The organism is Leptospira sarikeiensis, from assembly GCF_004769615.1.
In the GTDB taxonomy this organism is placed as follows: Bacteria; Spirochaetota; Leptospiria; order Leptospirales; family Leptospiraceae; genus Leptospira_B; species Leptospira_B sarikeiensis.
Genome location: NZ_RQGF01000035.1, coordinates 165,701 through 184,354 on the forward strand (window position 1 = coordinate 165,701; position 18,654 = coordinate 184,354).

At 40.5% G+C, this 18,654-nt stretch carries 12 protein-coding genes and 1 pseudogene; 4 read left to right on the forward strand and 9 right to left on the reverse strand.

Features of this window, described 5'->3' with window-relative positions:
* Nucleotides 1–245 precede the first annotated feature (245 nt).
* Nucleotides 246–1,463 (reverse strand): MFS transporter, encoded by a 1,218-nt coding sequence (locus EHQ64_RS17570; RefSeq protein ID WP_135651098.1) that lies wholly within the window; start codon nt 1,461–1,463, stop codon nt 246–248.
* Between the two features lie 309 nt (nt 1,464–1,772).
* On the opposite strand from EHQ64_RS17570, the gene EHQ64_RS17575 reads away from it, so the two are divergent.
* Nucleotides 1,773–2,888 carry a GGDEF domain-containing protein gene (locus tag EHQ64_RS17575; RefSeq protein WP_135651099.1) on the forward strand — a complete coding sequence of 372 codons (1,116 nt, stop codon included), beginning with the start codon at nt 1,773–1,775 and terminating at the stop codon, nt 2,886–2,888.
* On the opposite strand, the pseudogene EHQ64_RS17580 reads toward EHQ64_RS17575, so the two are convergent.
* The 4 genes and pseudogenes from EHQ64_RS17580 to EHQ64_RS17595 all read right to left on the reverse strand — a co-directional run bounded on the left by EHQ64_RS17580 (nt 2,853) and on the right by EHQ64_RS17595 (nt 11,502).
* Nucleotides 2,853–4,272 (reverse strand): annotated as a pseudogene (locus EHQ64_RS17580) (high affinity choline transporter 1). The gene EHQ64_RS17575 and the pseudogene EHQ64_RS17580 overlap by 36 nt on opposite strands.
* Nucleotides 4,273–4,357: 85 nt before the next feature.
* On the reverse strand, nt 4,358–9,625 hold the full coding sequence (locus tag EHQ64_RS17585) for a trifunctional serine/threonine-protein kinase/ATP-binding protein/SpoIIE family protein phosphatase (protein ID WP_210410881.1): 5,268 nt from the start codon (nt 9,623–9,625) through the stop codon (nt 4,358–4,360).
* Nucleotides 9,626–9,693: 68 nt separating this feature from the next.
* Entirely contained in the window at nt 9,694–10,374 is a 681-nt protein-coding gene (locus EHQ64_RS17590) for a transmembrane-type terpene cyclase (RefSeq protein WP_135651101.1), read from the reverse strand.
* Between the two features lie 3 nt (nt 10,375–10,377).
* Nucleotides 10,378–11,502, reverse strand: a complete 1,125-nt coding sequence (locus EHQ64_RS17595) for an oxygenase MpaB family protein (RefSeq protein ID WP_135651102.1) — start codon at nt 11,500–11,502, stop codon at nt 10,378–10,380.
* Nucleotides 11,503–11,601: 99 nt separating this feature from the next.
* Here EHQ64_RS17595 and EHQ64_RS17600 point away from each other — a divergent pair, with 99 nt between their 5' ends.
* Entirely contained in the window at nt 11,602–12,984 is a 1,383-nt protein-coding gene (locus EHQ64_RS17600) for an OmpP1/FadL family transporter (protein WP_135651103.1), read from the forward strand.
* Here EHQ64_RS17600 and EHQ64_RS17605 read toward each other — a convergent pair.
* Complete coding sequence (locus EHQ64_RS17605) at nt 12,981–13,451, reverse strand: hypothetical protein (protein ID WP_135651104.1); 471 nt, start codon at nt 13,449–13,451, stop codon at nt 12,981–12,983. The genes EHQ64_RS17600 and EHQ64_RS17605 overlap by 4 nt on opposite strands.
* Before the next feature lie 135 nt (nt 13,452–13,586).
* On the opposite strand from EHQ64_RS17605, the gene EHQ64_RS17610 reads away from it, so the two are divergent.
* Nucleotides 13,587–14,339 carry an enoyl-CoA hydratase/isomerase family protein gene (locus tag EHQ64_RS17610; RefSeq protein ID WP_135651105.1) on the forward strand — a complete coding sequence of 251 codons (753 nt, stop codon included), beginning with the start codon at nt 13,587–13,589 and terminating at the stop codon, nt 14,337–14,339.
* On the opposite strand, the gene EHQ64_RS17615 is transcribed toward EHQ64_RS17610, so the two are convergent.
* A complete protein-coding gene (locus EHQ64_RS17615; protein WP_135651106.1) occupies nt 14,336–15,238 on the reverse strand; it encodes a haloalkane dehalogenase in 903 nt (300 codons plus the stop codon). The genes EHQ64_RS17610 and EHQ64_RS17615 overlap by 4 nt on opposite strands.
* Nucleotides 15,239–15,399: 161 nt before the next feature.
* On the opposite strand from EHQ64_RS17615, the gene EHQ64_RS17620 reads away from it, so the two are divergent.
* Nucleotides 15,400–16,524, forward strand: a complete 1,125-nt coding sequence (locus tag EHQ64_RS17620) for an MBL fold metallo-hydrolase (protein WP_135651107.1) — start codon at nt 15,400–15,402, stop codon at nt 16,522–16,524.
* A 159-nt stretch (nt 16,525–16,683) separates the two neighbouring features.
* Here EHQ64_RS17620 and EHQ64_RS17625 read toward each other — a convergent pair whose 3' ends face one another.
* Nucleotides 16,684–17,295: a LuxR C-terminal-related transcriptional regulator gene (locus EHQ64_RS17625; protein ID WP_135651108.1), complete on the reverse strand. Its 612-nt coding sequence runs from the start codon at nt 17,293–17,295 to the stop codon at nt 16,684–16,686.
* 3 nt (nt 17,296–17,298) lie between these two features.
* Nucleotides 17,299–18,492: a sensor histidine kinase gene (locus EHQ64_RS17630; protein WP_135651109.1), complete on the reverse strand. Its 1,194-nt coding sequence runs from the start codon at nt 18,490–18,492 to the stop codon at nt 17,299–17,301.
* Nucleotides 18,493–18,654 lie beyond the last annotated feature (162 nt).

Below are 18,654 nucleotides of genomic sequence, written 5' to 3' on the forward strand. Positions count from 1 at the left end.
GACCAATTCTCGGAACTCAGAAAGGCCAGTGGTCTGATGGTATTGCAATAGGTCCAAGAGGTCCTTTTGCAGGGGTCTGGGCTATTGCTCAGCCACCTCACAGGTCATTTTCTTGCTGCAACTGTCGCTACTCAACTAAACCACCTCCTTTAACGTGTGGCCAGACAGTATTCTGTCGCATTAAAAAGTCAAGAAATGTCCGTATTTTTTTACGGATTTCAGAAGTTCCTCTCCTTTAGAAAATCTCAGGAGACTACTTTCACTTTTCTGGAGAGATAAATCGCGAGAAGATTGAATCCTACCGCAAAGTAACCTACTACATCAAATCTTTCGAAAGTTCCATCCGGCAATTGAACCAAAATTGCGCCTCCAAGAAGAGCTCCAATCCCAGTAGCAACGCTCTGTAGACTCGCATTCACCGACATAAAGCTTCCTCTCATCTCTGGACGGATGGCAGAAGTCAACAAAGCCATTGATGGAATTACCCGACCGGATACTAGCACCATAAAAACTGTCGTAACTCCGAGGGCAAGATGCACGGGTAGATCCTGAGGCAAATGAGTAATCGCAAGGATCGGGATCAAAGCCAGAAGTACTAGAATGAGAAAAATCTTATGTTTCCCGAATCTATCCGACAAAAACCCAATGATCCAAGAAGAAGCAAACGTACATATTCCGCCAATCTCGTAAATATGGCTGACTTCAGACTTGGAGAAGCCCATATTCCGTTCCATATAAACAGCGATCGAAGTTACGACAGTTAGTCCTCCCAAGATCACACTCATAAAGAACGCTAGAGCGAACAAATTATGGCGATCGGAGAGAACTTTAACTAACTGGCTGAAATCCGCTACCTTCTGTTTCTCCATTTTAGAGGGAAGACTAGGCAAGTAAAGAGCAGCCAAAACTAGGATCGGAAGTCCGAGTAAAACGATAAAGCCAAAGGTATAATTCCAACCATAATGCATTGCGATACGGATACCAGAAGGAACTCCTAAAACGGAAGCGACGGAAAATGCACCCATCACACCACCCATCGCCTTCCCTCTTTTTTCGATCGGGAACACATCACCAATGATGGATAGGATCACTCCAGTGATCATTCCACCGAAGATCCCTGCAGTAATTCGAGCGAATAGAAGGAAGGAATATGTATGTGCAACTGCACAAAGTGCGGTTCCGATCAGAAAACCTATATATAAGAATATGGCGGCAGATTTACGATTAAAACGATCGATAAAATTGGCGCCGATCAAAGCCGCAATTGCTGCAGCAAAAGAATAAGAAGAAAGAACGAATGAAAACCTTGCAGTATCGATCTGAAATTGTTTCAGAAAATAATCCTGCAGAGGGAACATGATCATGAAGTCCATGATATTTGTAAATTGTACGCTCGCTAAGAGAAAGATGAGGAACAATTCATTGCGAACTAAATTTGTTTTTGAGAGAGTCGCCGCTTGCATATAGTACCAAGTTTTTTGAAGCAAGTAGGAAGGAGAGAAATTTTTTGATCGGAGTAATTTTCTACATATAAAATTCCTCTTACAAAGTTCCGCTCCAAAACTAAGTCAGACCACTCGTCTAGAATTGGGTTCAAGAAATTTCCAGTTTCTTCAAATCGGACTTTAAGGCAGAATTTCGATGACGAATGCACTCATTAGATTCTTTCCAAATTAAGGAAATAATTTTCCGATTTTTAGTTCTTAGTTTTTATACTTCCTGACAGCAATGCGTATAAACGGAAATCTTCATCCGTCTATCTGAGTATTCTCATGAAGATCAAAAAGTATCTATCAGAAGACTCATCTTATTCGAAATCAGGAGAGATCCGTAGACTTCGTGCGATAGACAACGACAAGTCTATTCGGATCCTAAGCGTATTTTCCCTTTTAATATCGTTTGTTCTATTTATGCAAAATATAGTTTCACCGGGAACTCCACACGGCGGAAAGATCCAATTTATGTACGGGTTGAGTTTTGGGAGTTCCGCGCTATTTTCGGGACTTATGTTAGCAATCCTTGCCTTAAAGGACATAAAGGGAAAAAGATTATCTTACTTTTCTACGATAGTATATGTTTGTCTTCTCACCTTGACTACGACCTTTGCGACAATAGTCGACCAATTCCACACCTCCGACTATTCCGCATTCTGTTTCGGCCTTTTACTTCTACCATTATTTATCAGAGCAAGCCTTCAAACATATTTAAGTATAGTATTCATTAACATTTCTTGGTTTATATTCGGTTATATTTATATATTAGAAAATGAATTAGGTTCCGCGGTATTAACTCCGATTTTCGCATTCTCTATCGCAAGTATAGGAGCGGCGATCAACGTAGAAAGCACCCGCCTAAAAGGAAATATTCTGCAATTACAGTTGGAAGAATCTAATAAAAACCTAATGGAACTTTCCCATAAAGACTCCTTAACCGGTCTCTTTAACAGAAGACATTTGATGGAATCCTTAAACACTCTTCTTTCCGCATCTAGAAGATACGATTTCCCTCTATCGGTCCTCCTTCTTGATCTGGATCATTTCAAAAGGGCGAACGATTCCTTGGGCCATCATGTTGGGGACAAACTATTATCCACGATCGGAAGATTACTTTCCGGTCTAGTCAGGGATTGTGATGTCGCGGCCCGTTACGGGGGAGAAGAGTTCTGTGTCGTTCTTTCAAACACAAGCATAGAAGGTGCAAAATTCGTAGCGGAAAGGATCCGGGCTCGGATCGAGACCGAAAGTTTCGAAGAGATCCCTTGGAATATCACTGTAAGTATAGGAGTCGCTTCTAGAGAAGAGATCGACAATCCGGAAGATTTCCTAAAAGCTGCGGATAAAAAATTGTACGAATCAAAGGCCGCCGGCCGCAACCGGGTCTCCGCTTAATTCCTGCTCGAATAAAGAAATTCTAATATATTTCCCTACAAATTGGCCCAAAAAACTAACCGCCAAGGCAGGGATCGTGGGTGGCAACCATTGAGGGCCGAAAAATTTTAAACCAAGCCAAACGATCATTCCGGAAAACATCGCATAAACCGCACCAGTTGCATTCGCCTTCTTCCAAAAAATGGCCGCAACCAAGGGAACAAACAAGGAGACTAAACTGATAGAAGAAGAATCAGCCACAAGCTGATAGATATTCGTTTCACTCAACGCCATTCCAGTAGAAACGATCGTCACGATCAAAACGGAGAATCTCATCACCTTCAATAATAATTTTTCAGAAGGACTCTTGAGAGTGGGCTTGATCAAGTTTTCCCCCAATACGGAAGCGGGAGCAAGTATCGCGCCGGAAGCGGTGCTTAAGATCGCTGATAATAATGCCCCGAAAAATAAGATTTGTATTAGCAAAGTAGAATGTACAAGCACCACATGTGGAAGGATCATCTGATTATCCCCTGCGGCAATCTCAGGATAAACTCTTCTTGCAAAGTAACCGGCCAATAAAGGTAAAAATGCTACTGTTAAATACAATCCACCTCCCAGGAAGGAAGAATAAACTGCAACCTTCTCCGATTTAGAGGACATGACTCTTTGAAAAATATCCTGTTGAGGAATGGACCCTAACCCAATTGTTATCCATGCGGCAATATAAGCTAGCACCGCTTCTGTTTCCATCGGAGGGAAGAAGTTAAAGAATCCGGGCTTTGCGGTAGCGATCACGGTCTGAAATCCACCCGCCTTATCCTGTAAATCCCAAACAAGTACGAGTAACCCCACTATGATAAGTATGGTCTGTAAGAAATCCGTAATGGAGATCGCCCACATTCCTCCGATGTATGTATAGATCAAAACCACCACGGAGGCGAGAAGTATCCCCACGTACATATCAAAACCGAATAAAGAATGGATTACGATCCCCATCGCGACTAATTGTGCAGCGATCCAACCGAAGTAAGAAGGGATCATAAATAATGCGGAAAGAAATTCCACCTTACGTCCGAAACGATTTTTATAAAGATCTCCAAATGTAAGAATATTCATCCGATACAAAGGTTTTGCAAAAAAGATCCCTACCAAAAAAAAGGCATAAGGCAGCCCCGAATGGATCCTCGATGACTGCTAAGATCCCTCCATCCACAAACTTGGATGAAGCCCCCATCAAGGTCTCGGAACCGAACCAAGTTGCAAATAATGCGGAAGAAGCTAAGACCAAAGGAAGTCTTCTCCCTGCAAGAACGTAATCCTGAGAACTTTTAACGAACCTAGAGGCCATTGCCCCGATAAGAATGGTTATGAATATGTATAAGATTACGAAAACACCCAGCAATTCCGGAACATCCTAAAGAAAAATCTGTAGATATGATCTTGAAAATCGAAGAATGGAAGGCAAGCGTTTATAAAATCTAAACCGACTAATCCACATCCAAAATCAGAAGAGTAATATCGTCTTGGACCGAAGCCTTAGAGATAAAATCCTGAAGATCCGAGATGATCTTCTCCGTCTGAGTCTTCGGTTCGAATTGAAGGCTCGATCGGATCGAATGCAAGAATCTCTCTTCTCCGTATTCTAATTTATCTTCATTGAACTGTTCGTAAATCCCGTCTGAGAAAAGGAAGATCCGATCTCCTGATTCTATCTTATACTCTTCGTTCCGATAAGGATAATCTTTTACGAAACCCAAAATAGCCCCGGTCTTAGGCATTTCTTCTGCTGTATAAGAACGCATTAAATATTGAGCAATATGTCCTGCAGAAGCGAATGTGAGTTTTCTTTCGGCGAGATCTAAATCGCAGATCGCCCCCGTAAAATAAAGAGTTTTATATTTATTTAAAATAGAATTATTTAATTCGGAAAGAATTTCACCTGGGGTAGATAATGAATTCTTTAAACCTTCGTATTCTCCTTTGATCGCCATAGTCACAAGTGCCGCTTGAACTCCATGGCCGGTCGCATCCGCTAGGAAGAAACGATATCTCCCATCACTTAATCTATTGATATCGTAAAAATCCCCACCTACTTCGTCCATTGGCAAATAACTTACCGAGTAGCGCAAACCCGGAAGGGATTTATGCTCCGGAAGAATACTTCTTTGGATCTTTTGAGAATACAACATATCCTTACGAATAATGGAAAGTGATCTCGCTAACTCTTCGGTTCTTTCGTTTACCTTTCTTTCCAATTCGGAATTCATACGAGTGATATCTTCGTATAGTTTCGCATTCTCTAAAGAGATCGCCGCCTGAGCGGAAAGGATCTCTAAAATTTCCAATCTATGTTCGTCGAATATTCCGGCTGTTAATCGATTTTCCAGATAAAGAACACATAATGTTCTTCCTTGTTTTGTAATCGGCATGCACAAGAGAGATTTAGGTTTAGTTCTTTTCACATAAGGATTTACCGAATAGAAGGAATCCTTAGCCGCATCTGAAATCAAAACTTTCTGGCCTGAACGAAAACAAAAATACACAACCTCCAATGGAAGAAGATGTCCAGCTTCGTCCAAAGAGATCGGCTTAGGCAAAAATCCAGGCTCTTCTATATCGGAACCTGCCATCAGATACAATTCCTTATTTTGAGGAAGGATCAAGAACCCTCTTGTAGCCGCCGCATTTTCCATGATCGTTCTGATCAACTGCCTCAATAATTCGTTTAGTTCTATCACTCCCGAAATACTTTGAGAGGCCTTTAATACTGTTCTAAGATCCAGACTAAAGGAAGAAGAAAGTACGGAATCCGCGATGATCTTCTCTACGGAACGTTTTGGGATCCCTTGGGGACGAAGTAACTCTCCGTATTCTTCTCTAAGCAAATTCACAATGGATTTGGCTCCCCAAGATCCATACAAACGTACTGAATTCTGTATTAGATATTTTCCGTAGGAGGTCCTACCCTGTTCCAAATTCCAGATCGCTACATGCTGATACACTACGGCTTTTCTGAAATCGTTCGGCTCGGATTCCACTAATTGCATTGCCATATCGAAATATTTGGAAGCGGTCTCTTTTCTTCCCGCATAGTCCTCATATAAGCCGGCTAAAACGAAATAGAATAATTGAAAACCAGGTGGATAGATCCTTGACCAAAGTTTAAACAGATATACTGAATATCTGAAGAAAATTTTTTCAGTTAATTTCAGCTTCTTCTTTCTGAGTTTAAGAAATCCTAAAGACCTATAAAATCTATATTCAGAATACATAAACATGATCCTGGATTTCTCCAGATCTGCCTGATAATTCTTGAATATCCTCTCCCCTTCAGAATAATAGCCGGATAAATACGCAAGAGAACCGAATAAAGTGGCATACCAAGAATTGGCAGTCCCATTCCCCGCGGATCCCAAAACATTGGATTCAAATTCAGGATCCGAATAAAGAGTGTCCTTATACCGGATAGTTTCAGTGGATTTCCCCTCTAAACGATCCAAATAGGAATCGGAAGAATGCAGAAGGATCATTAAAATATCATAATTTAATTTGGATCCCCTCTCCATATTTTCTCGGATCTTCTCTCTGTAAGATAAAGAGTTCTCCGCGGAATAAAGCTGGTTTGTGTTCTGTGAAAAAAGAGCAAATGCCGCCCACAGATAATCCCCATATTGAAGGCATTTATGATATGCTTCTTCCGTATAGTCCACGATAGAGCGGAAAGGATACATGAAATAATCCAAGAGGATCGTTCTTCCGAATACGAATCTTCCGTAAAGATCATCCGACCTGAATTTTTTTAGAATCTTTTCGGCAAGTGTCCAATATCTCATGGACTGTTGAAAGTTACCCGTGATTGAAAGGAGTATGGATCCGAAACCTGCATATCCGAAAAAGCTGAAAGGAGAATTTCCTTCCTTTAAAGTCAGGTTGATCAGCTTAAGATAAATATAAGCCATCACTTTCAGATCCATATGCTTTCCGTAATTCAGAAGGTTGACTAATATATTCAACGCCTCCGTCTTATATGGATCCTTGCTATCTTTGGCTTGGACTAATTTTTCAGGAGATCTTCCCCTACTGTAAAAGATCATCTTAATCACTTCAGTAATTACAGAAAAAACTCCCGGCCTTTCTTTAAATCCGATCCCTAAGGATTGTAATGCCTTGATCCCTATCTTAGAAGCAGAATCCAGATCGTTGAATACGTTCATCACCTCTAATTGCATAAGGTATACGTCCGCTTTCTCCATCGGGTTTTGGATCTTAGAAAGAAGTTCGGAAACGATCTTATCCGCTTCTTCCCTTCTAGATAAATAGTACGCGGACTCGGCCAAGGACTTCAGAATATGGATCGCGTTTTTACGATCCTTCTGCCAATGTACATCCTTTAATTGAAAAGCAAGTAGACTGAAAAAAGAATAGGCCGACTCATAGGCCGCACCTGCTTTCGCGGAGTTTCCCGCTAAAATTGTATAATGAAAAAAGTCTTCGTTCTCATTTCCGTTCAAATGTAATTCCCTGGAACGGAGTAAATGATTCGCGATGTCTAAGATCAGTTCAGAACTTCCGGAAACCTTCTCTCTTTCTATCAAAAGTTTCGCGAGTGTTTTATGGATCTTCGCCTTTTCTTCCGAATCGGTAGCATCCAGAATACTTTGGATCATTCTATCATGGGAAAAATGGAATTGGATATCGGATAAGGCGGAGAACATTCCGGACTCTTCCATCTTCTTTTGAGCGATATACTGTAATGCTGGAAATAACATATTTCCGGACTCACGATAGAATACGATCCCCTCTCGGATTGCTTCTCTGATCCCTCTCGCCAAAACCCCAGGTTTTTCCTTAAAGAAATCGTACATTACTTTCAGATCGAATTTAGCACCGATACAAGCACCTACTCTTAAAACGGCCAAGGTCTCATCCGGAAGTTTTCCGACCCTATCTATGAATAGATCTAGAACATTATCCGTAACTGCTCTTTCCGAAAGCCTATCCCAGTCCACTTTATGATAAGAACTTTTAGGATCGAAGCTTAGGCATCCTTCTTCATATAAAGATCTTAGGAATTGATGTAAGAAGAGAGGGTTTCCTCCGGTTTTAGAGATCAAAACCTCAGCAAGACGGTTTGCATCTTCAGAAGAGACATGGATACTATCCAAAACATATTTTAATACGCTATGTTCATTCAAAGGAGAAAGACGGATCTCTCTCAGATCAAGACCGAAGGAGCCGTTCTTAACTTGAATATTCGGGAAAACATCCACATCTTCGGAACGACTCGTTAAAACGAATAACAGACCTTCCCAATCTTCACTGTTTAGAATAAATTCCAGAAGAGCCAAAGAAGCGGGATCCGCCCACTGAAGATCATCAACGAGTATGATCGCAGGGTTTTTGCGGTCGAAACAAAGCGTCAAAAATCTTAGTGCAACGGCGAATAAGGTTTTTTCATCCTTCTGCCTTTTGCCTGTCTTAGCTGGGATCTCTATTCCTAAAGTTTTGCCTAGATCCGGAAGGAATTGAGTTAGGATCTCTATATTATCGCCTAATGTATCCTTTATATAATTCTTAAGTATTACGATCTCTTCTTCTTTTTTTTGAAGGATCCTTCTCAAAAGATCATCCATGATCTGGCGAAAAGCGTAGTAAGGGATCTCTTTCTTATCTTCTTCGAATTTCCCCCGTAAGAGTACCACCGAATAAATATCTAAGTAAGTGATCGCATCTTCTACTAATGCGGTTTTTCCTGTACCGGATTTGCCTCCGATAAAAATAGCGGACCTTCTGCCGTTTGTGACATTGACCACTCCGGCCTCTATTTCTTTTCTCTCCCTTTCTCTATCATAGATCCTGGAAGAGTCCCTGAATCCTACCTTTCTTTCATAAGTTCCGGGAACAAACTCCGACAATTTTCGTTTGGACTTTAATGAATCCTTAATACTCCTTAGATCATGGATCAAATTGTCTAGAGAAAAATATCTTTCTTCAGGCATCTTAGAAAGAAGTTTGTCCACTAGAGTGGAAATTGCAGGAGGAATATCCTCTCTTCTTTTCAAAAGAGAGACTGGAGATCTTGCGATATGATAATGCACTAACTCCAAAGGATCCTCAGTTTCAAAAGGAGGAGAGCCTGAGATCATCTTATAGAAAAGCGCGCCCAATGAATAGGCGTCCGATCTAAAATCCACAGGACGATTTAGCCTTCCAGTATTCTCAGGAGAACAATAAGGTAGAATATCGTATGTATATCGAAGAGGCGCATAACTTCCTTTCTCGGAAAGAAGAAGAGAAGCTCCACCTAACCATGCCAGTTTTGTTTGTCCGGTACTTGGATCGTAGAAAAAAGCCCTAGGAGAAATCTGATTATGCACGATCCCGAAAGAATGTAGCTTTGCCAGATTTTCAGTGATCGCGAGTGCAATCTCTAAAAAAGTTTCCAGAGGCATAGGCTCTGGCAAACTCTGATGTAATAATTGAGAAGGAGTGTTTTCATATACTAGACAGATCCCATCGGAGTACTCGAACATATCCTCCGGCTTGAGAATACTAGGATCCGTAACTAGTTTTCCTAATTCGAATTCATTCAGAAAATAAACGGAAGAAGTTTCTCTTCCTTCCGGTTTTTGGACCCGAATGATCTTTGGAGTCCTATCTCTTCCGAATTTTCCTCGATAGGCTTGCGAGAAACTGTCTTCGTACAGTAATTCCCCGAGCTCGTATGGAATTCTGTCTGTAGAGACTTCCTGCATAAAATTCAATCCCTATCCTACCGAAATCGAAATAGATCTCGGTAGGACTTCCGACCTAAAATGAAAGGTCACACCTTAGAGGGCGAATTTTTTTGGCGTGTAAAAAGCCAGACATAATATATGTCCGCTACAGTTCCGAGCCCGCTCAGGACCTGAACGAAGTATTTTTCCGGAAAATATAAAAAGATGAAGATCGTAAAGAATCCGTTCCCTAAAAATTTTGCCCAAGATACCGAGTAAGAAAACAAGCTCGGATTCCCAGTTTTTAGGAATAAAATCGGATACATCACCGAAATGATCAGACTTAATATATAAGCCGAATTGGATCCGGTGAAAAGATCATAACCTCCTATGTAGAAGGTGTAGATCAGCAATCCCCAAGAAACCACCAAAATGCCCAGGAGAAATCTATATCCTTTGTCGGATATTGGCAAGGAAATTTGTTTTTTACCAAATCGGATCACTTGGTAGAAAATGAATATATCGAGCACAAAACCTAAACGGTATCCCCAAAGTAATATTGCGCCCATCGGCTCTTTAAAGCAGAAGCCCCATAATAATTCCCAAATAATATTCCCGCAGGCGATAAATACGGGCATTTCCACGAATTTTTTCTTGAACGGTTCTATTAGAAGAACTGCATACATATACGCCCAAAATACCACACCGAGTAGCAGAAATATGTTCTCGAGTAGCGTATAACGTCCGAAATATTCCGGATCGGTAGCTAACGTTTGCCAAAAACTCATCCTTTATAGTCTCCAATTCTCTCTTAACGAAGGCGGGATCCAGAATCTTGCTTTTTTTCCGCCGTAATAGAAATGATCCATAGAAAAAAGGAGTTTGGAAGCAAAATAAGCGACTAACTTTCCGAAACCCCCGTCGTCATCCATATGACCGTCAAAGTCGGTAAATATTTTTTCTATAAAATAACCTAAAGGATTTTTAGGAGGCCAGCCGATGCCTAAGACTTCGCTTGTCTTTTGTCCCATATAAGTTTGTAAGAAGAACAAAGGAAGATGATCGAATAAATTTCCGGGAAGCATATATTCCATAAAGTCCAACAAAGATTTTGCAAGTTCATGCCCCGCGTCGGAAGGTTTTTGCTGATCGTTAAAGATAGATTCTCCCATTGCATGAGCAGCATCATATCCTTCCGGACATAGTTCAGGTTTTACTCCGATAAAATGCCCAGCTACTCTCCATAAATGAATGTATGCATCTTTTTCTTCCGGAGTAAGTTTAAGAGAAGATTGGCCAAGGCCTTCTATTACTAAACTGGAGAAGGATTGCAGAGTTCCTGCCATATCTTCTTGATTGATCGGTTGTCCCCAAGCAGGATCCCAATCTTTTCCTTTCCCTAGAAAATAACGAATAGAAGCATGCATGAGTCGTACTTTTTGAGCGGTACGGATCCCTTTTCCCTGAGGCCCTAATCCGTCCTTTTGAGCGACTGAAATTACGAATTGAGTGGTTTCCATCAATCTTCGATTTACACCGTCGATCACTCCGTTCTGCTCGATCAATCTTCCAGTCTTATACAATACCTGGGCCCCATCCCCACAGGAATACGCCATAGGAAGAGACTTTACACAAAGCATCATGAGTATCTGGGGACCATAGACTGTAAAGAGTTGTTCTCCCTTTGCGATCTTGTTCGGATCTGCCCAGCTAGGAAGAGATTCCGTCTCATAAAAATATCTTTCTAAATAATCAGGCAATCCTGCAGGAATAGGATCTGAGTTTCTGGAAAGTGCATCAAAGAAGAGAAGAGTTTTACCTCTATCAAAAGCCGACTCGGTAAAATATTTTGTGACAATTTCATCCGCAAGTGGATCGGTTTCTTTCCGCAATGCGCGTAACTCGTTGGAATTCATCCTTAAAACTCAACCTCGTCCCTGGAATTCGCCAGTTTTATATTACGAATTTTAAAAAGAAAGCACTTGTAAAAAAAACAGTACCGAATTACTTGAAGCATGCTCTATCGATTCAGGAAAAAATTTTCTCTACTTTTCGTTACTGCAATTTCTTTCCTAACTCCTAAATTAGAAGCTGTAGGACTCTTTCAACCCTCTCATAATGCGAGATATGGCGGAATGGGTGGAGTTAATCTGGCGATTGGCGGTTCTCCAATGGATATTGGGACGAATCCGGCAAATCTAAGCGTAAAAAAACAAAAGGAGTTGGAGTTCGGAGTCTCCTTCCCGTACATTCGCACAGTATACAAAGACCGATTTTTAGATTCGGACCCCAATCTATATTACGAAAATTCGGAATCCTATAACGTGCTCGCCCCTCTTCCCTATTTTGCGATCCGGATCCCGTTAAATGAAAAATGGACGTATGGAGGTGGGATCTATATTCCAGGCGGTGGAAATGGAGAAGTTTCCGGGATCACAAGGATTACGCCTAACGGTCAAAGTTTGAACGATTGGTCAGGTTTAAAACTTCCAGGACCGATCGGGGATTCTAAAAGGATCCACGAAGGATACTCTTCTACTTTTTATCTAGTCAAATCCACTCATGCTCTCTCTTATAAGATCGGAGGGCTATCGATCGCGCTCGGGGTGGAAGGGATCTACTCTAGACAGATAGCTCATCAAAAATATTATGATATAACAGGCACGATAGAGATCCCAGGACAAGGTTTCGATTATCGCAGTAGAAATGCGTACTCACTCGGTGGGATTTTCGGAACTACGTATCAAATCACAGACACGATCAAGGCCGCTTACTCCTACCAAACTTCTGCAAAAATCCCATTGGATGGTTCCATGCAAGTGGGGGCGTATCCGAGTAGAACGGGAGTTTCTGCAACTTTCGGAATACCCGAAAGACATGCTTTAGGTTTTTCTTATGGAACAGAAACCTTTAAGATCGGGGTGGACGCATTATATTATAATTATTCTTCCTACACTTCTACTTATAAACAAACCTTAGAAACTCCTATCTTCCCGACTGCATTAGGACAAACAAATGTAATCCCTCAAAATTTAAGTTATCATGATTCTTGGGCCTTAGGGATTGGAGGAGAATGGATCGTAAACGATTGGACTTACCGGCTCGGGGCAAGGCATAATTCAGGGGTATTGAGATCGGAGGGAACAAATGCACTCCAAGCGGGGATCATGGTACAAGATCTAGTGTCCGGAGGATTCGGTTATAGTGTTGGAAAATGGAAATTCGATTTTACTCTCTTATATTATCTTCCTGTAAGAGTGTATAATAACGGCTCAGCCGATTGGAACTTTAATCATGCTGTATTCTCCAAGGATGATATCCGAATTTCAGAATTCAAACATTCCTTAAAATCGGATATCCCAGCGATACTACTTGGAGCAAGTTTTTCTTTTGATTAAGATTTCTGAATATCTTTTACGATCAGAACAGAGAATACCAATAAACAAAACGCCAAGAAGTCGAAACTAAATGCTCCTAGTTGACCGAATTGCCAAGCAGCTCTTAAGCCAATCCAATTTTCCGGGATCGTTTGGGAAGCTGTCCAGGCTTGGATCTGTTTGGCAGCAGGAGCAACGAATAAAAACCAAACTCCCAAAGAAAAAATAAAAGAAAGCCCGCTTAAGATCGCATAACGAAAGGATCTTGTTCCTTTTAGTTGGAATGCTAAAATAGAGATCAGAAGAATAGATCCTATTTGTAAAAACGGCCCTACGATCCCGAAATATTTATACAGACTTGTTTGTACCTGAAAATAAAGTTCAGGAGACCAATGTAATTTTGGTCCGGCTTCCATCAGATGAGCGAACCTCATCCCCAATGTCAATGCTGCAAAAATTAAAGCGAAAAATCTCAGATAAGAAATCATATAAACCCCTAACAACCCTAAAGAATTTCTATTTTAAATAGTTTTCTTTCCAAATGAAAAAAGGTTACAGATTTTATTCCAACTGAGCCTAAATCTATTTACAGTTTATAGGATCTCCCCTATCCTCTTTGCCAAATGGAATACAAACATCTAAGCATTGAAAATCGAAACGATCTATTAATCGTTCTTTTAAATCGGCCAGAGGCACATAATGCTTTGAATGTGAGGATCCGAGACGAATTAGAATCCGTCTTTTCTGAGTCCAAAAAAGACCCGAATGTGAAAGGGTTACTTTTAGGAGCAAACGGGAAAAATTTCTGTAGCGGCTACGATCTAGAAGAAGTGATCGAAACCAAATTAGAATCCTTCAAACATCGTATTTTAGAATATCATTATGCGATTTATTCTTATCCAAAACCAATCGTATGCGTGCTAAAAGGTTTTTGTTCCGCAGGAGGTTTCGATCTGGCACTTTGTGGAGATTACATTTTAGCTGAGAAAAAAACATTTCTCTTTCGACCGGAGATCCGTTTTGGAGGACCACCTTTAATCACTACCTTAGCAAGAAAAGTAGGTCCAACTAAGGCTCTATCTATCACATTACTAGGAGATCCTATTCGCTCGGCGGAGGCATTAGAACTAGGAATTATAGACGAGGTCGTGACAGAAGGAGACCCCATTCAAAAAGGACTGAAAGTATTGGAAAAAATGTCCCAGTGGGATCCGAAATTAATCTCCGCGGAAAAAGAGATCTCGAATAATTTTTTCCAAGGAAATCTATATGAAAATTTAAGAAAAGAATTCGATCTTTTTAAACAATTTTTGGAAGATCCGAATTTCTTCCAAAAAGTCTCAGAATATGCGAAGTCTATTCAACAGAAAGTTTAAACCGGATTGTCTTTAATAAATTGAGAAAGAAGTTCCGCGAGAAGTTCTCCCTTCTCTTCTTGTAAAAAATGCCCGGCGCCCTCTATGATAGTATGCTTCTGCCCTTTTGCACCCGGCACCATTCTTCTGAAAAAAATATCTCCTCCTTTCGTGATTGGATCCGAGTCGCTAAACATAGTAATAAATGGTTTCTTAAAACTTTTATAATATTCCCATGCCTTTCGGTTATTTTCTGATTCAGGATTATCGGGAGTGATCGGAACTAATGTCGGAAATTTCCTTGCACCGGCTTTATAAGACTCATCCGGAAAAGGAGAATCATATGCCTTGATCACTTCAGGACTTAGTTTAGTTACACATCCATTCTGTATAATCTTACCTACCGGTAATTTACTCACTTCTTGAGAGAAATGGAGCCATTTCAAAAATTCTTCCTTAGGCGGAATATCTCCCGTAGGTAAAAATGTATTAGAAGCACAAACTCTAATAAATCTAGGGTCCAATTCATATACCGCTCTAAGTCCGAGTAAACCGCCCCAGTCCTGGCAAAACAAGGTGATCCTTTGCAAATCTAAACTTAGAATAAAATCTTTCAGCCAATTCACATGATTCTTGTAAGTGTATAATGTGGGATCGGTAGGCTTATCCGATTTCCCAAAACCGATCAGATCGGGGGCAATCACTCTATAATCTTTTTCTGAAAGAGGAAGGATCATCTTTCTATATAAATAAGACCAACTAGGTTCTCCATGTAAAAGAAGAACAACTTCCTTTGCATCCTTAGGGCCTTCATCTACATAATGCATTTTGAATTCACCTATGGAAATAAAATGAGGAGAAAAATTATAACCCTGTAAATTCTCAAACGATCCAGTAGGGGTTTCTAAATAAGTTTGCATATCAAATTAATCCTTCTCCAAGTAGATCTTATGGAAGGTAAATACATGATCTCGGATAAAAGTTTGTCAAACCACTTAGAGAAAAACTCGTTCTAGGATTTTTTGACTTCCTATTATGAAAAAATAGGATCCAGTAGGACCTCCTACCTTTCGGAGTTATCATGTACATAAAGCGTCGCTCCAATTTCACTATCTATACTATAACGATCCTTATACTCCTGAGTATTCTTGTTTTATTTCAAACTGCATGCCTTAGTTCTTTCGGTGGGACACCAAGCGGCGCTAGATTGGAAAGAATGAAAAAGTCCAAAATGTTCCATGACGGACTATTCGAAAATGATCCGTTCGTTCCGAATTTATTCGCTAGTTATGGAACGGTAATGAATAGGCAATTTTTTGGATCAGAGACGAGAGTTCCCCCTTCACCGATCCCTGTACTGAAGCCGGACAAAAGCCTATTCTCAGATCCGGTTGCAACCGGGATCAGAGCGATCTGGTTCGGCCACGCATCCGTTCTAGTGGAAATCGACGGGATCAGGATCATGACTGATCCGGTATTTGCCGAAAAAGTTTCTCCGTTCGAAAGTTTGGGCCCTTCTAGATTTTTTCAACCCCCATTAAGTTTAGCAGAACTTCCTAATATAGATGCGGTAGTAATTTCGCATGATCATTACGACCATCTGGATATGGAGACTGCAAAATTTTTGACGTCAAAAGGCACGAAATATTTCGTTCCACTCGGGATCGGAGCTCATTTGGAGACCTGGGGAATTCCGGAAAATCAGATCATAGAATTGGATTGGTGGGAAAAAGGAAATATTAAGAATATTGAAATTATCTGCACCCCCGCAGTCCATTATTCCGGAAGAGGCCTATTTAATAGAAAATCCACTCTTTGGTCTTCTTGGAGTATTGTAGGACCAAAACATAAATTTTTTCATAGCGGAGACACCGGATATTCTCCTCATTTTTCGGAAATTGGAAATAAACTCGGTCCTTTCGATCTTACATCCATTAAAGTTGGTGCCTATGACTGGACCTGGGAAGGGATCCATATGAACCCGGAAAGTGCAGTTCAGGCTCACCTGGATTTGAAAGGAAAGGCGATGCTTCCAGTGCATTGGGCGACCTTTAATCTTGCCATCCATTCTTGGGAAGAGCCTATTGTCAGAACGAAAGAAGGAGCGAATAAAAACGGGGTCCGATTATTCACCCCTAAGCCGGGAGAATTGGTCGATGTAGAAAAAGGTTTCGAATCCGAAGCATGGTGGGAGAAAGTAAAATAATATTTTTATAATATTTTGAAGATTCGGCAGGGGGAAGCTTTCCCCAGTCGCAGCATCGAGAAGCAACAGCGGTTGCTTCGGATGCGAGACTATGACCTGGACGAAGCCATTGCGAAGTATAGAGTCCTTCCGCTACCCCTATCGGAAATAAAGCAGTGCTTATGAAAATCTCCTTACAAGATCCAATCTGGAATTCACATGCAATTTTCTAAATATACTTTTGATCTGGACTCTAACTGTTCCTTCTTTAGTGCCTAAGGACGCAGCGATCTCTTTCGTTCTTTTACCGTCAACGATCAGATCCAAAACTTTTTTCTCACGATTGGAGAGTATCTCTGTTTCCTTTTTACTTGGCTTTCGAAAGGACTGGATCACTCTTGCCGCAAGACCGGGAGAAAGGATCCCTCCCCCTTCCAAAAGAATTTCCGTTTTTTCTTGGATATCTTCCGAATCCTTTTTCAGAATATATCCGATTGCACCCGCTTTTAATGCTTTAAATAAGGCCTCTTCCGATTCAAACGCGGATAAGACGGCGTAATTCGTTTTGATATCGATAGAATATCTTTCTTGGATAAAATCTAATCCGCTTTTTCCGGGCAATTCTAGATCCACAAAAACCAGATCGTAGGAAGAGTCGTTCTGCTTAGGGAATTCCTCAACAGAAGAAAAAACATCCACCTTTGCTACTCTATTCAGTTTTTTTAATTTTTCTCTGCAATGGTTCGCAAAAGCAGGATCGTCTTCTAAAATCGCTATTTTAAATAATTTCAAGGATCAGATCCTCCCTAACTGATGAAGTGGCACTTCCAACAGACCGTTAAAATTCCGATTTTCCAAATTTTCTTTCCATTCTCCTTGTATAGCAGAAGTCCTGAAGCGAATCGTTTTATTCCCTTTAGAGCCTATTCTCATCTCTTGAAAATTACTGCGAGTCTGTATGGAAATTTCTAAAAAGTCCTTTTTAGGAGAAAAAGTCCACTGAGAAGTTCCAGAACCGTATTTAAGATCGTTAGAACAAATTTCAGTGATAATCCCCAGGATCTGTTCAGCATTCTCCGCATCAATGCTGAAGTCTCCGTCCCCTTCTCTAGTGAACTTCACTCTTCTTCCCGCGTTCCCGTATCTTCTTAATAATAAAACACGGATCCCACTCCAGACGTCCTCAGAGATCAGCTTAACATCACTCATACTCGCAGTAATCTCTCGGATACCTTTGAAAATTTCTTCCGAAAGTTTTTCCAACCGTACCAAAGAATCCATATCTCCGCTCGTATAACCCTGTATAGAACGTACTAACAAATTTAGATCCGTAACTTTCGCTCCTAGGTAATCATGGAGATCTCTAGTAATGGATTCCCTTTCATTATATAATCTTTCCTGCAACTTCTTGTTCTTCTTTAGATATTCGATCCGATATCCGTACCACCAAGCATTGAATAGGGAAATAAAAATTTGGAGAGCAGTCATATTGCTGATTTGCACCCAAACGGTCCTATCCGAAAAATAATGCAGCCCTTCAGGGAAGATCCGTCCAACATAAAATATTAATATTGAAAAAGAATAGATCGTGAAATAAACAGGCCTTCCGTTAAAAAACGCACTCACTAAGAAAAGGATCACTTGGTTTGTGATCCACATATTGTTTTCGTAAAAATAAAACTCGTTATCGTGAAATTGGGTCTCCACTTCCAAGAGAAGAAGAACAAATAGACCACCAAAAACAAAAATATTCTTCCGAGTAAAATCTCCGGAATAATATTTAATAATACCTAAACTTAAAATACAAACGACAGCTGAGATCAGATCCAGATTGAGCAGAAGAAAATTGGATCTAACATATTCTAAGATCGCACCCCAAACCGTTATCCCAAATACAATAGCGAAAAAGTATACGGCTACTCTGTAGTTTTGGGAATAGAATTCTTCCTTTGCGAATTTATCAGGATCTTTTTCCTTTAAGGATTCCATCTTTCGGGTTATACTAGGCCAAATCGTTTGTTTGGAACATAGTGAATAGCTAAAGAAAAAACTCTATTCGAATATTTACCTATCCTCTCATTTTCGGGACATAGAACTCGTTTTTTTGTTTTAAACAAAACCATGACTCACCAATGACATAGAAATCCCAAA

What these genes read in the sequence shown, in the direction of transcription:
- EHQ64_RS17570 (WP_135651098.1), bottom strand. Translation starts at nt 1,463, where the DNA reads ATGCAAGCGGCGACTCTCTCAAAAACAAATTTAGTTCGCAATGAATTG.
- EHQ64_RS17575 (WP_135651099.1), top strand. Translation starts at nt 1,773, where the DNA reads ATGAAGATCAAAAAGTATCTATCAGAAGACTCATCTTATTCGAAATCA.
- EHQ64_RS17585 (WP_210410881.1), bottom strand. Translation starts at nt 9,625, where the DNA reads ATGCAGGAAGTCTCTACAGACAGAATTCCATACGAGCTCGGGGAATTA.
- EHQ64_RS17590 (WP_135651101.1), bottom strand. Translation starts at nt 10,374, where the DNA reads ATGAGTTTTTGGCAAACGTTAGCTACCGATCCGGAATATTTCGGACGT.
- EHQ64_RS17595 (WP_135651102.1), bottom strand. Translation starts at nt 11,502, where the DNA reads ATGAATTCCAACGAGTTACGCGCATTGCGGAAAGAAACCGATCCACTT.
- EHQ64_RS17600 (WP_135651103.1), top strand. Translation starts at nt 11,602, where the DNA reads ATGCTCTATCGATTCAGGAAAAAATTTTCTCTACTTTTCGTTACTGCA.
- EHQ64_RS17605 (WP_135651104.1), bottom strand. Translation starts at nt 13,451, where the DNA reads ATGATTTCTTATCTGAGATTTTTCGCTTTAATTTTTGCAGCATTGACA.
- EHQ64_RS17610 (WP_135651105.1), top strand. Translation starts at nt 13,587, where the DNA reads ATGGAATACAAACATCTAAGCATTGAAAATCGAAACGATCTATTAATC.
- EHQ64_RS17615 (WP_135651106.1), bottom strand. Translation starts at nt 15,238, where the DNA reads ATGCAAACTTATTTAGAAACCCCTACTGGATCGTTTGAGAATTTACAG.
- EHQ64_RS17620 (WP_135651107.1), top strand. Translation starts at nt 15,400, where the DNA reads ATGTACATAAAGCGTCGCTCCAATTTCACTATCTATACTATAACGATC.
- EHQ64_RS17630 (WP_135651109.1), bottom strand. Translation starts at nt 18,492, where the DNA reads ATGGAATCCTTAAAGGAAAAAGATCCTGATAAATTCGCAAAGGAAGAA.